The organism is Paenibacillus sp. FSL R7-0297, assembly GCF_038009025.1.
GTDB lineage: Bacteria > Bacillota > Bacilli > Paenibacillales > Paenibacillaceae > Paenibacillus_AQ.
Genome location: NZ_JBBPAQ010000001.1, coordinates 2,268,790 through 2,281,739, shown reverse-complemented (window position 1 = coordinate 2,281,739; position 12,950 = coordinate 2,268,790). Strand labels below are relative to the sequence as shown.

Genomic DNA, 12,950 nt, shown 5'->3' with positions numbered 1-12,950 from the left:
TGTGAATATGACGTTATCTAAAAGTGCGCAAAACTTATATGTGAGGGTGATTCGTTTGAAACAAGGACTTATTGTATTCTTGAACGGAACTTCAAGTTCAGGAAAAACCAGTATTTCTATGGAATTGAAAAAGCAGAAAGAGATTCCTTTTCATCATTTATCCATAGATGATTTCTTTGGTAATTATAATGATTTTATTGATAATAAATTTCCAAATATTGAACCTACAAGAGAAGTGGATAATGTCGGACAAATTCTTTTTGATCCCATAATCTCAGTGTACTATGCAACAATTAAATTGTTTTCAGAAATGGGTTTGAATGTAATCGTGGATACCGTAATCGACAATGACAAGCGGTTTAATGATTACCTTGATCTATTGTTCGATCATCCTACATTTTTTGTATGCGTATTATGCTCGAAAGAAGAACTTACAAGTAGAGAGCAAATCAGAGGAGATCGAGAAATTGGGCTAGCGAATTCCCAGTACGACACAATATATTCCTTTGATGAATATGACCTTGAAGTAAATACGGAAGAGTTGAGTCCCGCAAAATGCGCGGATAAAATATTAAGTTATATTAAATCCGATCAGGATTACTCTGCATTTAAGAAATTAAGTAAAAGAGAGATTAGCGTTTCATAGAAGGCGAATCTATCAGATAACAACATATTTAGCAGCATTGGTGCTATTGCCCCCCTCGGTCTGCCCGAGGGATTTCGGAATTAAGCTCTAACAGGAAACCATATCTCATTAAAACAGCGGCAGGCTGGGACTTTGTTTTCTCGTCCACGGCTGCCGCTGTCTTCCATAGTTGTGGCTATTCTAATACATATCTCACGATATCTGACGATTTAATAATTCGGTAACCGCCTTGATATAGAGTGCACTCTAGTTGATATGCTTTAAACTAATTTCATGAGAAAGGAGAAATGTCCGATGTGGATCTTCTTATGAGTATTTTCTGCTGACATTAAAGAGCTGTTGGAGCACCTACCTGCGGGTCCAGTGACAGGCTGACCAATTGGCCCGCGTGGGTGAGGCCTGCACCGAATCCGTACAGCAATATCCGCTGGCCATCCCGCACTTTCCCTTCGCGGATGCCAAGATCGAGGGCAAGCGGAATACTGGCCGCCGAGGTGTTTCCGAAATATTCCAGACTGTATAGCGCTTGTTCGAGCGGATAATTCAGCCGTTCACAAATCGGTTCAATCATCCGCAGATTGGCGCTGTGCGGGATGAACCAGTCCACTTCCGCAAGATCAACTCCTGCGTTCTGCAGCACCTGCTGCACCCCCTGCGGAACTGTCCGGACCGCCCACTTGAAGACCTCACGCCCGTTCTGTACCAGCATGCCAGTAGCGGCAAGCTCCACTCCGTTCACCTTGTCCGCCAGCCCCGTGCGGTAGACATGCTGCGCTCCGCTCCCGTCGCTGCCGAGATTGAACCCTAAGAAGTGATCTGTATCCCCGCCGCTCTCCACAAGCACGGCCCCTGCACCATCGCCGAACAGAATACTGGTACTGCGGTCCGTGTAATCCGTGATCTTGGACAGAGTGTCAGCGCCGATGACCAGCACTTTATGATGCAGTCCGGAAGCAACCAGCGCATGGGCGGTGTGCAGCGCGTAGACAAACCCGGCACAGGCGGCGCTCATATCTATCGCTCCCGAAGTAAGCGGAATACCAAGACGGTTCTGCACAATGGCTGCCACGGACGGAAAAGAGAAATCGGGCGTACTGGTAGCCACGAGGATCATATCGACATCCTGTACACTTTTGCCATAACGTTTCATCAGATCCTGCACGGCGGCCGCACATAAATCACTGGTATATTCATCCTCGCGGCTGATTCGGCGTTCCCGGATGCCTGTCCGCTGAACAATCCATTCGTCATTGGTATCGACCATTTGCTCCAGATCATGATTCGTAAGTCTCCGGGACGGCACATAAGAGCCGATCGCTGTAATTCTTGCACCCTTCATGAATATCACCTCATTATTTATTTTAGTATCTGATATTAGTACTTGGTACTAATAATAACTTAAACCAAATGACTATGCAAAAAATTACAGGTGAGAATGATTTCCAGACCGCCTGGTGTGATCAATGTATCTTACCATCGTAAAGCTTCGATGTTACAATCTTTACAGTGTAAAGATACGGAAAGGAAGGCTGCAGGAAGTGACGGATAAACCCTACCACCACGGCAATTTACGGAGCCAGCTTATAGAAGCAGGCATTAAGCTTATTAACACAGACGGCATCAACAGCTTTTCCCTGCGCAAGGTCGCAGCCGAATGCAAGGTCAGCCACACTGCCCCCTACAGCCATTTCAAAAATATAGATGAGCTGGTATCCGCCATGGGTGAGCATGTCACAGAGCAATTCATGGAGTCCCTGCGTGCATCCGTTCAAGGCCAGGAGGACCGCCAGGAAGCGATGTTCCAGCTGGGGCAGGCTTACATTGATTTTTTCATGGAACATCCGCAATATTTCCAGTTTTTATTCTACCACTCCGGCTTAGTCATTGATTTAGACAACTATAATTCCGACAGTTATCCGCCATTCGTTCTATTCCGGACCACTACCTATCAGTTGTTCACAAGCATCGGACTGCCGGAAGCAGAGTTCTCCCGTCAGTTGATATCACACTGGGCGATGGTGCACGGTATTGCTTCACTGCTTACCAATAACGGGGTGCGTTATTCGGGGAACTGGCGTGATTTGTTAGCGCTTGAATCTGTAGTTAAGGAGACATGAACCATGAGAACGATTGTGCACGATCTGCAGGAGCAGGAATTCGCAGGATGGGCAGAGGGCGGGCAAGGAGAGCTGACTGTTATCTCGGACAATGGCACCATCCGGCAGTGTATGGGCTGCTTCGGCTGCTGGACCCGGACGCCCGGCGCATGCGTGATACGGGATGGCTATAACCATCTGGGTGAGCTGTTCTCCAAAAGCGATGAACTGATTATCATCAGCAAATGTATGTACGGCAGCTAATATCCAATCCAGAAGCGCAGATGAATCCCTGCTGTTCAGCCCGAACTTCCCGCGCTTCGCCTGGAAATTCGCCGCGACCCACTCCTTCTGGAATGCTACTGCCAAGAAGAACGGTTTGAAGAAAAAAGATATATTGAGAAGGTTGAGCAAATAAAAGGCTCCGTCATTGTACAAACAGCTTTCAGGCTACCGGCAAAAAACGGAATGGCTTGCCATCACCGGACTAAACCTACTGGACCTGATGACGCTTAAATGCACGCCCGATAAAAGGAAGACTTACTAAACATATCACCACATAAAACACAATCCTCATGGTGATAATGTCTACCGTCTGTCCGGGAAACGGATAAGAAAAATACGAAGTATACTCGGCGAGAAATGCGGGCTGAACCGCCATGTACGGAAACAGCATCAGAATATGATTCAGTACGCCGTTCGACCCGCTAAGTCCCAAAAAGACAGGAAGCAAAATAATCAGCACATCTATTACAAGCACTACAAACGCTGTTTTCATTTTGGCGGACAGCAGGAGGGTTACCGAGACCATCCCAATCAGTACCGAATAAAGAACCGCTAGGCATATCAATGCTGCTTCCAGCAGGGAGAACGGGTAGGGAATCGTAACATTCAAAATTTGCAGCGGCAGGTTCCAGCCTCCCGTTCCAAACGCAACAAGCTGAATTCCGACAGCCAACAAAAGATTAACGGTAAAGACCAGCAAGGCAAACAAGAACGCCGCTGCAATCTTCGCCTTTATTAATTTGGATTTTCCGTATCGGGTGGACAGAATGACGCTGTCCGCACCTGTTTGATATTCTCCTGCGAAAACAGGAGCAATACAAATGCAGATAGCTATAATGGAAACAATCAGCAACTCGAAACACTGGAACAAGCTTTTCCAGCCGGCATGGTAGCCGTATACATAAGGAGCTTCCACTTGGCTGTTCTTGGCATTCCAGAATTCCTTCTCTTGTGAGGAATAGTTCCAGTCGGAAAAATCAATATTCAAATAATTCTTCACCTTGTCCGCACGAGCCTGGTAGAACCCTGCGGGATCCCGAGCTTCATATCCCGGAGCACCGTAAGTCCATTATCTGTAACCTGCGGCTCCAAAAAAGCATCGTCAATCATTTTGTAATAAGAGTAATACGGCAACACATAACGGGCATAAATGTCATCCTTCAGATTCACCTGATTCCCGTCTTTGAGCACATGCTCAGGCTTGGAGAATAATGTTTGATAGGCTGCTATGTCCTTTGCTACCCGCTCTTCAGTGAGCGTACCTGCAAGCTCTTGGCCGTACTCCTTCTCAAGCCGGATGGCGGCAAGGCCATTGATCTGACGTCCATCCCGCTCCAGGGAAATGTAACTTTTGACAGGTAAGATAAATAGGAACAGGGTTAAGCACAAACTGACCAGAACCACGATCAGATTCATTCTCTTTTTGGCAATTTTCATAAACTCGTATTTGAATAAATTGTTCATTTGATCCCCCTGTATTCAGCAATGTCATTTTGAAAATGATACAAGTACAAATCCTCAAGCGTAGGTGCCTCATTCACGGCTCCCTCAAGCGGAATCTCATCGCTGAGCACACGGAGTATAACCGTATTGTCATCTCCGTGATGCAGATTGGCCACACAGAATAAACGGCTGACCTCTTCGGTCTTCTCCTTCTGCACCACACATCTCCATACCTTGCCGACCATTTCGTGAGCGATATGGTCGGCCGGACGGTTAATAATCAGCTTTCCATCCTTAATCATTAGAACCGTGTCGGAAATATATTCGATATCGGATACAAGATGAGTAGATAGTATAACGATCTTGTCTTTGGAGAAATTCGCAATTAATTTACGGAAATGCACCCGCTCCTTCGGGTCAAGTCCGGCTGTGGGTTCGTCCAGCACCAAGATGCGCGGGTCGTTAAGAACTGCTTGAGCAATTCCCAATCTTTGCTTCATCCCACCGGAAAAAGTGCGAATTTTTTTAGCTGAGACTTCAGTTAGTCCAACCAGTGCCAACAGCTCTTTGCTGCGGCCCCTGGCCTTCTGCGGGGGAATTCCCTTCAGCGCGGCAACATAGAGCATAAAATCCTCGGCGGTGAAATCCGAGATAATATCCAAAATCCTGCGGAAGGTATCCGAGGAGATTGCGATAATCCTCCCCTAGATCCTCCACAGCCCTTCCATCCAAAAAAAACAGTGCCCCGAGTAGGTTTCAGCACACCGCAGATCATGCGCATCAAGATTGTTTTGCCAGCCCCGTTCGCTCCCAGCATGCCGTACACTCCGGGCTTCATTCGAATCGTCACTTGATCAACTGCGGTTTTACGTCCAAATTATTTGGTCAGCTTATCCAGCACCAATTCCATATTCCGTCCTCCCTGGAAATCTTGTATAATTGCCATTACAAACAAAAATCTGCTTACCCGGTATTTATTCTACCGCAGGCAAGCAGATTGAACTTTAAGATTGCATCGTCATTTAATATAGAGAATCCTAAGAAAATATTAATTTTCGCTGTTATCGGATGATTACTGCCGACCTTTGAGAGTACGCTTATGGTGCTGAAGGTAACGGGAGAACCCCGCAAACAAGGCATAGCCGAGTATTCCTCCCAAAAAGTTCAGGATAATATCATCGATGTCTGCAGCTGCCCCAAGAAAATATTGCAAAAATTCAATAGAGGAGCTTGCGGCAAATACTATTAATGCCGTTCGGCCGAAGGACCGCAGCCGTAAAAAGACCGAGGGCAGAAAAAAACCACAGGGCAGAAACATAATGATATTGGCAACGGCCTGCACAATCATTTTATCCTCTGACATTCCTTCCGAGGCTTCTAACCCGCTTAAGGGAATGAGATTCAAATGATAGTGCTCCGGGTGAAAGGCGTCTTCCCCCCAGGCCGAAAAGATAGTAGCGTACAGCACAACAAGACAGGACCCGGCAAAAAACAAAATGCATAGTTGCCGGACTGAACTTACCCGCCCCTTCAGCAAGAAAAATACCGGCAGATAGAGTACCATGACCGCGACGATCAGAATACCTCCTATGATAAAATAACCCATTAAATCAACCATCTTGACCTCCTTGTGAAATAAGCGGCAGCCTTACACGAAATACCGTTTTCCTGTTTTCGCTCTGCATATCGATCTGTCCCCCATGACGGGTTACAATTTCCTTAGCTATGGCGAGTCCAAGCCCCGAGCCTCCGGTATTCGTTGAACGGGCATCATTCAGGCGGTAGAATTTCTCAAATATTTTATCCTGCTTATCAAGCGGGATCATCGCTCCGGTGTTCAGACAGGTAATCGTTGCCATCCCCTCATGAACCTTCGCTGATACCTCAATCGTGCTGTTATCATCGCTGTAGGCAATGGCATTCTTCAGAATATTGTTGAATGCCCGTGCCAATTTCTCAGAATCCCCATGGACCGTTATAGTATCTTCTACATCAACAATCATCTTTTTACCGGCAGGCGTGAGAGAAGGGTAAAATTCATCCGGCATTTGGATCAGCATATAAGAGATATCGACAATCTGCTTATTCAGCTGGATCGTTTGCTGGTTATACCGTTCAACTTCAAAAAAATCGTTGATTAAACTCTCCAAATGATAGGTTTTATCCAAAGCTATTTTCATATAATGTCGTTGCTGCTCATCCGGCATTTCCGGGGCTTCATTCAGCAAACTTAAATATCCCAGGACTGAAGTCAGCGGTGTTTTGATATCGTGGGCCAGGTACATCACCAGATCTCGTTTATTTTGCTCTGCCACCTGTACTTCCAGCGCACGGTTTTGAAGAGTTTGCTTAACAAATATCAGCTTTTCTTCCATTGAAGACATCTCCGGCGACAGCTTAATCTCGGCATCATCCTGAATTAAGGCATCAATTCCTGTATTGACTTCATTAAAATATTTAGTAAACCATGATAAAGAAAAATAGAAAAATAGTAGAAAAAAAGCCGATATGGCTATCAGCATAATAATTTCCCAATGTTCACGAAGTACACTTTCATAAATGGAAAGCGCGTGTTTATATTCGTAGCCAGTGACGTATTGCAACAGCCGGATGCCACCCTCTCCCAGCCGTCCCCGCACTAATAGATACAGTCCGTCCACTGCCACAAGAGCAAGGAGAATCAGCATAAGCATCCGAATAAATACTTTCATTCTTAGTTTTGCATAATTCACAGTCAATTGTTTTTTACTTTTCAATTTTATACCCCACCCCCCATATCGTCCGAATCCATTTCGGATGATCCACGGAATCACTCATTTTTTCCCGCAGATGCCTGATATGCACAGTGATGGTATTGTTGTTTTTATTGTAATATTCATTGCCCCATATCGCATGAAATAATTGTTCAGAGCTGACCACTTTACCTTTATTCTCACACAGCATCCTCAAGATTGAAAATTCCGTGGGCGTAAGGGACAACGTTTCTTCGTTAAGCCAACACTCATGCGTGTTCACATTCATAACTAATCCCGAATACGATATGATGCCTTCGTCCGGCTTTGACATGGGCTGATATTTTTTGTATCTGCGCAATTGTGCCTTTACCCTTGCAACCATTTCAAGCGGACGAAACGGCTTTGTCATATAATCATCCGCCCCCAGAGTAAGACCCGTAATCTTGTCCGTTTCTTCATCCTTGGCCGTAAGCATAATGACAGGAAAATGATGATTTTCCCGGATACGCTGGCACACAGTAAACCCGTTCATATCCGGGAGCATAACATCCAGAATAGCGAGGTCAACCTTTTCGCGCTCAATATATCTCAGGGCATCTTGCCCAGTATAAAATTTAGTAACGTTGTAATTTTCATTTTTCAAGTAGATTTCGATAAGATCGGTGATAGCTTGCTCATCATCCACCACCAGTATATTTTCAATCATTTGGGTATCGCCGCCTTCACTGCATGAAATACAGCCATTGTATCAGAAAATCCCAGAAGCTTTTGTGGTATTTTTCTTATTATCTTCTTAAGATTATCCTAATATCGTGGACAAGCTTCCATCCGGCAAACCTTCATCAACTACAATAGAAGTTTCTTCTCCCATGTCGAGTCAGGCCGATAATTGCTCCAAAACTTGCTCGCAGGATACTGTATCTAGAATTGTACAATATTCCTGTTGTGCATATACGGGTTCGTTATATAAGGCAAACGATATTAGTTCTTTCATAACTAAGTCTCGTGTGAGTGCGCTTGGTGACATTTGGCTGATATAGGTTTTCATCGGCTGCGCTGCCTTGATCATACAATAAGAGCCCGGTCCCTCAACAGGACCAGGCTCTTATTGTTCAGCTTGCTTGCTAAATCCGGAAGATTTCATCCCCGGGATTGCTGAAATTCATCACCCCGCTGGTTCCACCGTAACCTGCTCCACCAGCTTTTCCGGCTTCGCCGTGTTCCGCGACCGGCAGTTCAGAAACTCCACATCTTCCCCATTCTCAACGTAAAAGGCCGGTCCTTCGTGGTTCTCAATACTGACCTGCTGAAATTGCACATCGCGGACATTGCCCAGGTAGAATCCCCGGCGCTGCATGTTCTCGATGCCTGTCATCATATCAGGATGGCCGGGCACTGCATCCTTCGCCATCGAAATATCAATATTAGTGAAAGTAATTTCCGATACATACTGCTCGGCAAGCCCGTACAGGAATCCCGCCGCAGCGTGAACATTGCGGGCTGTAATATTGGCATAATGAATCCGCCGGAACTGCGGGGTCTCCTCCGTTACCGGATATGGGTTCTTGTCCCAAACATACTTCTCCTTGCCCCGCGGCCCGCAGAAATAATACAGGTTAAGCGTGAAGGGACAGATCACATCCTCCATCACAATGTTGCTGACACGGATATCTTCAATGATCCCGCCGCGCCCTCTCCGCGATTTCATGCGGATGCCGCGGTCCGTCTGCTTAAACACACAATTGCTGATCGTCACGCCCCGGATATCGCCGCTCATCTCACTGCCCAGCACCACCGCACCGTGGCCGTGGACCATCACGCAGTTCGTAATCGTGATATTCTCGCAGGGAATCCGCTCCTTGGTGTCCTCGGTGCCTGCCTTAATGGCAATGCAGTCATCGCCCACATCGATATGGCAGTTGCTGATGCGGACATCACGGCAGGACTCAGGATTAATGCCATCCGTGTTCGGCGAATCTGCCGGATTCAGGATCGACAGATTATCGATCATCACATTGCTGCAGCCGATCGGATTCACGGTCCAGCTGGGAGAATTAATCAGCGTCAGATCCCGGAGGGTCACCCGGCTGCAATTATCCAGGCCGATCAATCTCGGGCGGGGATACTCCAGCTCTCCCGGGTGATTCCGGTGCTTCTCCCACCAGGGTGCACCGTTTCCATTAATCGTCCCGCTGCCTGTGATCGAGACGTTCACCAGTTCCGCCCCATAAATGCAGGCCACGTGCACCTCCTGCTTCACTCCTTCCCACCGTGATACCACGACCGGGTAATCCGCCGGATCGGTACTGAAGGACAATACCGCTCCGGGACTTAGATGGAGCTCTATGTTGCTGCGCAAACGCACGGCACCTGTCAGGAAGGTGCCCGCCGGAACATACACCGTACCTCCGCCAGCCTGATGCGCCGCTTCAATCGCGTCCGCAATCGCTGCCGTTGCCGGAACCCCGCTATCCCGGAGCGCTCCGTAATCCGCAATATTAAACACTGCGCGCCTCCTTTCTACTAATCCACTGCTGGTCCAGGCAGCCTCAAGCTTTGCTGCGCTTTCCGCCGGATACAGCCACTTCAAACTCCACTACGATTCTGCCGAACCGCCAGCCTCAGGCTCTGCTACACTTTGGCCGGGTACAACGCCTGCATCTCCACACAGGCCATCACCAGCGCCCCTACTCCGTGCAGGTCATTGCTGACCTTCGGGCGGGTTACATAGTTGCGGTAATCTCCCGCCGAGGTCCCGATGCAGATATCCGGCAGAATCAGCCGGTCCTGCTCATCCCATTCCAGCACCTGAATTAAGCCCTCGTAGCCTTTCCGTGCCGCCGCTGCCGCTGCAGCTTCAGCCTCCGCCGGTAGAATGCCCAGCTTCACCGCTTTGGCAATCGTGTAGACGAACAGGCAGGAGCCGGAGGTCTCCAGCCAGTTATCCGGCTCATTTCCCTTATCGACCACCTGATACCAGAGACCGCTCTGCGGGTCCTGATAGCGGATCAGCGCCTGCACGAAGCCGCTCAGCTCGGCGGCCAGCTCGGCCCGCCCCGGATCCTTCTCCGGCAGCTCATCCATGAACTGCGAGAGCGCCAGCCCGTACCAGCCGAGCGACCGGCTCCAGAACTCCGGCGAGCAGCCGGTTTGCGGATTCGCCCATGGCATACGGCGGCTCTCATCCCAGGCATGGTAGAGCAGGCCGGTAGCCTCGTCTTTCATATATTTGCGCATCAGCCGCTCCTGGTGCAGCACCGCTGCGCGCAAGTCTTCTTCCCCGTAAGCATTCGCGTACTTCAGGGAGAAGACCCCGGCCATATACAGCCCGTCGAGCCACATTTGATTCGCATATTTGTCCTTATGCCAATAGCCGCCTTCGGAGGTTCTGTTCAGCGTCCGCAGCAGATTCCTGAGCTTAGCCGCAGCCTCCCGGTACTTCAGCTTGCCGGTCCGTTCATGCAGCGTGAAGAGCAACAGCCCCGCTTGTACGGCATCCAGCTCATCCCGGGCAAAATAGAAATTGCCGTATTCATCTACCAGATCATCCACATACTGCTGGATGTATTCGATATAGCGGTCCTCTTGGACAGCCTCCCACAGCAGCTCCATCCCGCATAGAAACACGCCTTGGTGATAATGCCAGCGGTGCGCAGGCGGAAGCTCCCCCGCTTGATACGTATCCATCAAAGAATCACAGGCTTTTTGCGCCCATTCTAAAGGTGTTTGCGGCAGACTGCCTATCATTGTTATACCCCTTTCATATTTCAGAATACCCGGCCTGCCCTCAGCATCAGCCCTTCATCGAGCCCAGCATCGCGCCTTTGGCGAAATGCTTCTGCAGGAATGGATACACCATCAGAATCGGCAGCGTTGCTACCACAATTACAGCCATTTTGATCGTCTGATCCGGCGGCGGCACCGTGCCATCGAGCGTTGCACTGTGATCCATCCCGCTGGCCAGCACGACAATCTGTCTCAGCAGGACCTGAATCGGCCACTTGGCGCTGTTATCCAGATACAGAATGGCGCTCATATAAGTGTTCCAGTACGTCACCGCATAGAACAGGGAGATCGTGGCAATCGCCGGCAGCGATAAAGGCAATACGATCTTGAACAGAATGCCGAAGTCGTTGCAGCCGTCGATTTTGGCCGATTCCTCCAGTCCTTCAGGAATGTTCTGAAAGAAGTTCTTCAGGATAATCATATTGAAGGCACTGATCGCCGACGGGAGAATTAATGCTGAATACGAGTCAATCAGGCCCAGCTCTTTGACCACCAGGAACGTTGGAATCATTCCGCCGTGGAACAGCATCGTGAATACTACCAGGAAGTTAAATACCCGGCGTCCGTCCAGATCCCTGCGGGAGAGACCGTAAGCCATCAGCGACGTAATGAACATACTGAACAAAGTCCCTATAAGTGTTACCCCGATCGACACACCCAGGGCTCTGAAGATTGTATTCGTTGAGAAAATAAATTTGTAGGCCTCCAGACTCCACACTTTCGGAATCAGTACAAATTTGTTGGCCGCCAGCTCTGCGCTGGTTGTGAAGGACCCTGCTACTACATGGACAAAGGGAAGCACCGTTACCAGCGCGATGATGGCAAGCAGTGTAAAGTTGACAGCGGAGAATATTCTACCGCTAATCGTACGGTCTTCTACCATTTCAATTCCTCCTGCGGCATTTTAATATACGCCTTCTTCTCCTATTTTCTTGGATACCTTGTTGACGGTCACCACCATGATCAGACCCACGATCGACTTGAAGAAGCCGATGGCTGTACTATAGCTGAACTGCCCTTGCCGCAGCCCGGCGGTGTAGACATACGTATCGATAATTTCCGCAACTTCCCGGTTCATGGAATTGAGCAGCAGGTAGACATGTTCGAATCCAAGATCGAGTACGGAACCGATTTTCAGAATAAACAGGGTAATGATGACTCCGCGGATCGCCGGCAGTGTAATATGCCAGACTTGTCTGAGCCTTCCGGCTCCGTCCATACGCGAAGCTTCATAGAGCCCGGGATCGATCGCAGCGATGGAAGCCAGATAAATAATCGTACCCCAGCCCGCTTCCCGCCAGATGACCTGAATGATGTACATGGGTCTGAACCAGCCGGGACTCAGCAGGAAATTGATTTTGGAGAATCCGAAGTAGGCCAGCAGTTCGTTGATAATCCCCCCGTCCATCGTCACCATGACGAAGGAAATCGAGACGACGATAACCCAGGACATGAAGTGGGGCAGGTAGACCAGGGTCTGGAAGAATCTTTTGAAAAAAGTGCCTCTGAGTTCATTGAGCATCAGGGCGAGGATAATCGGAATCGGAAAATAAATCAGAATATTCATCCCGAACAGGATCAGGGTATTCCCCAGAATATTCAGGAAATCAGGTTCGGTAAACAGGCGGCTGAAATGCTTCATTCCAACCCACTCGCTCCCTGTAATCCCTTGGTAAGGCTTGTAATCCTGGAAGGAGATAATCAGTCCGTACATCGGCAAATATTTAAATACAATGAAATACAGCACTCCGGGGATCAGCATCACATAGAGTAATTTGTTTCTCCACAGCCGTTTTTTAAGCTCGCTGCTGCTCTTATAGCTCTTAGGCTTCGGTTCGGGAACTACACGGGGCTGGGCGGTAACTTCCTGCATGATTCTCTTCCTTTCTCTGTAAATTCTTCTATATTTGAAAAAAAGGCTGCCGAAGCGCTAACCCGGGGCAGCCTTCTTTCATGTGG

At 48.5% G+C, this 12,950-nt stretch carries 15 protein-coding genes; 3 read left to right on the top strand and 12 right to left on the bottom strand.

Translation table 11 applies throughout. The annotated features are described in order from the left end of the window. Positions 1-55 precede the first annotated feature (55 nt). Positions 56-646: a chloramphenicol phosphotransferase CPT family protein gene (locus MKZ24_RS10090; RefSeq protein ID WP_340782576.1), complete on the top strand. Its 591-nt coding sequence runs from the start codon at positions 56-58 to the stop codon at positions 644-646. Between the two features lie 328 nt (positions 647-974). Here the strand turns inward: MKZ24_RS10090 and MKZ24_RS10085 are convergent, their stop codons facing one another. Beyond that, the gene (locus tag MKZ24_RS10085; protein ID WP_042239529.1) at positions 975-1,985 is read right to left on the bottom strand and encodes a ketoacyl-ACP synthase III; all 1,011 of its coding nucleotides are present in this window, start codon (positions 1,983-1,985) and stop codon (positions 975-977) included. 199 nt (positions 1,986-2,184) lie between these two features. Here MKZ24_RS10085 and MKZ24_RS10080 point away from each other — a divergent pair, with 199 nt between their 5' ends. Both MKZ24_RS10080 and MKZ24_RS10075 read left to right on the top strand, forming a co-directional pair. Then, complete coding sequence (locus tag MKZ24_RS10080; RefSeq protein WP_340782573.1) at positions 2,185-2,763, top strand: TetR/AcrR family transcriptional regulator; 579 nt, start codon at positions 2,185-2,187, stop codon at positions 2,761-2,763. Positions 2,764-2,766: 3 nt separating this feature from the next. Beyond that, a complete protein-coding gene (locus MKZ24_RS10075) occupies positions 2,767-3,006 on the top strand; it encodes a hypothetical protein (protein ID WP_052416726.1) in 240 nt (79 codons plus the stop codon). Positions 3,007-3,235: 229 nt separating this feature from the next. Here the strand turns inward: MKZ24_RS10075 and MKZ24_RS10070 are convergent, their stop codons facing one another. The 11 genes from MKZ24_RS10070 to MKZ24_RS10020 form a co-directional block, all read right to left on the bottom strand. Further along, on the bottom strand, positions 3,236-4,015 hold the full coding sequence (locus MKZ24_RS10070; RefSeq protein WP_340782570.1) for a hypothetical protein: 780 nt from the start codon (positions 4,013-4,015) through the stop codon (positions 3,236-3,238). Between the two features lie 8 nt (positions 4,016-4,023). Further along, positions 4,024-4,491, bottom strand: coding sequence for a hypothetical protein (locus MKZ24_RS10065; protein ID WP_340782566.1), 468 nt, complete (start codon positions 4,489-4,491; stop codon positions 4,024-4,026). Next, positions 4,488-5,132 (bottom strand): ATP-binding cassette domain-containing protein, encoded by a 645-nt coding sequence (locus MKZ24_RS10060; protein ID WP_340782564.1) that lies wholly within the window; start codon positions 5,130-5,132, stop codon positions 4,488-4,490. Before MKZ24_RS10060 ends, MKZ24_RS10065 begins: the two co-directional genes overlap by 4 nt. Continuing rightward, positions 5,075-5,287 carry an ATP-binding cassette domain-containing protein gene (locus tag MKZ24_RS10055; RefSeq protein WP_340782562.1) on the bottom strand — a complete coding sequence of 71 codons (213 nt, stop codon included), beginning with the start codon at positions 5,285-5,287 and terminating at the stop codon, positions 5,075-5,077. The genes MKZ24_RS10060 and MKZ24_RS10055 overlap by 58 nt, the downstream gene beginning before the upstream one ends. Positions 5,288-5,542: 255 nt before the next feature. Continuing rightward, entirely contained in the window at positions 5,543-6,088 is a 546-nt protein-coding gene (locus tag MKZ24_RS10050; protein WP_340782559.1) for a VanZ family protein, read from the bottom strand. Next, positions 6,081-7,181: a sensor histidine kinase gene (locus MKZ24_RS10045; protein WP_052416860.1), complete on the bottom strand. Its 1,101-nt coding sequence runs from the start codon at positions 7,179-7,181 to the stop codon at positions 6,081-6,083. The genes MKZ24_RS10050 and MKZ24_RS10045 overlap by 8 nt, the downstream gene beginning before the upstream one ends. Positions 7,182-7,215: 34 nt before the next feature. Next, positions 7,216-7,911: a VanR-ABDEGLN family response regulator transcription factor gene (gene vanR, locus MKZ24_RS10040; protein ID WP_340782556.1), complete on the bottom strand. Its 696-nt coding sequence runs from the start codon at positions 7,909-7,911 to the stop codon at positions 7,216-7,218. 459 nt (positions 7,912-8,370) lie between these two features. Then, a complete protein-coding gene (locus MKZ24_RS10035) occupies positions 8,371-9,711 on the bottom strand; it encodes a glycoside hydrolase family 28 protein (RefSeq protein WP_340782553.1) in 1,341 nt (446 codons plus the stop codon). A 125-nt stretch (positions 9,712-9,836) separates the two neighbouring features. Beyond that, complete coding sequence (locus MKZ24_RS10030) at positions 9,837-10,952, bottom strand: glycoside hydrolase family 88/105 protein (protein ID WP_042139870.1); 1,116 nt, start codon at positions 10,950-10,952, stop codon at positions 9,837-9,839. A gap of 46 nt (positions 10,953-10,998) precedes the next feature. Next, positions 10,999-11,874, bottom strand: coding sequence for a carbohydrate ABC transporter permease (locus MKZ24_RS10025; protein WP_039305372.1), 876 nt, complete (start codon positions 11,872-11,874; stop codon positions 10,999-11,001). Between the two features lie 21 nt (positions 11,875-11,895). Continuing rightward, positions 11,896-12,864 carry an ABC transporter permease gene (locus MKZ24_RS10020; RefSeq protein ID WP_042139871.1) on the bottom strand — a complete coding sequence of 323 codons (969 nt, stop codon included), beginning with the start codon at positions 12,862-12,864 and terminating at the stop codon, positions 11,896-11,898. Positions 12,865-12,950 lie beyond the last annotated feature (86 nt).

Excerpts from the sequence above, each read along its gene's own strand:
- MKZ24_RS10055 (WP_340782562.1), bottom strand. The coding sequence starts at position 5,287 with ATGCTGGGAGCGAACGGGGCTGGCAAAACAATCTTGATGCGCATGATC.
- MKZ24_RS10020 (WP_042139871.1), bottom strand. The coding sequence starts at position 12,864 with ATGCAGGAAGTTACCGCCCAGCCCCGTGTAGTTCCCGAACCGAAGCCT.
- MKZ24_RS10050 (WP_340782559.1), bottom strand. The coding sequence starts at position 6,088 with ATGGTTGATTTAATGGGTTATTTTATCATAGGAGGTATTCTGATCGTC.
- MKZ24_RS10045 (WP_052416860.1), bottom strand. The coding sequence starts at position 7,181 with ATGAAAGTATTTATTCGGATGCTTATGCTGATTCTCCTTGCTCTTGTG.
- MKZ24_RS10065 (WP_340782566.1), bottom strand. The coding sequence starts at position 4,491 with ATGAACAATTTATTCAAATACGAGTTTATGAAAATTGCCAAAAAGAGA.
- vanR (WP_340782556.1), bottom strand. The coding sequence starts at position 7,911 with ATGATTGAAAATATACTGGTGGTGGATGATGAGCAAGCTATCACCGAT.
- MKZ24_RS10085 (WP_042239529.1), bottom strand. The coding sequence starts at position 1,985 with ATGAAGGGTGCAAGAATTACAGCGATCGGCTCTTATGTGCCGTCCCGG.
- MKZ24_RS10030 (WP_042139870.1), bottom strand. The coding sequence starts at position 10,952 with ATGATAGGCAGTCTGCCGCAAACACCTTTAGAATGGGCGCAAAAAGCC.
- MKZ24_RS10075 (WP_052416726.1), top strand. The coding sequence starts at position 2,767 with ATGAGAACGATTGTGCACGATCTGCAGGAGCAGGAATTCGCAGGATGG.
- MKZ24_RS10025 (WP_039305372.1), bottom strand. The coding sequence starts at position 11,874 with ATGGTAGAAGACCGTACGATTAGCGGTAGAATATTCTCCGCTGTCAAC.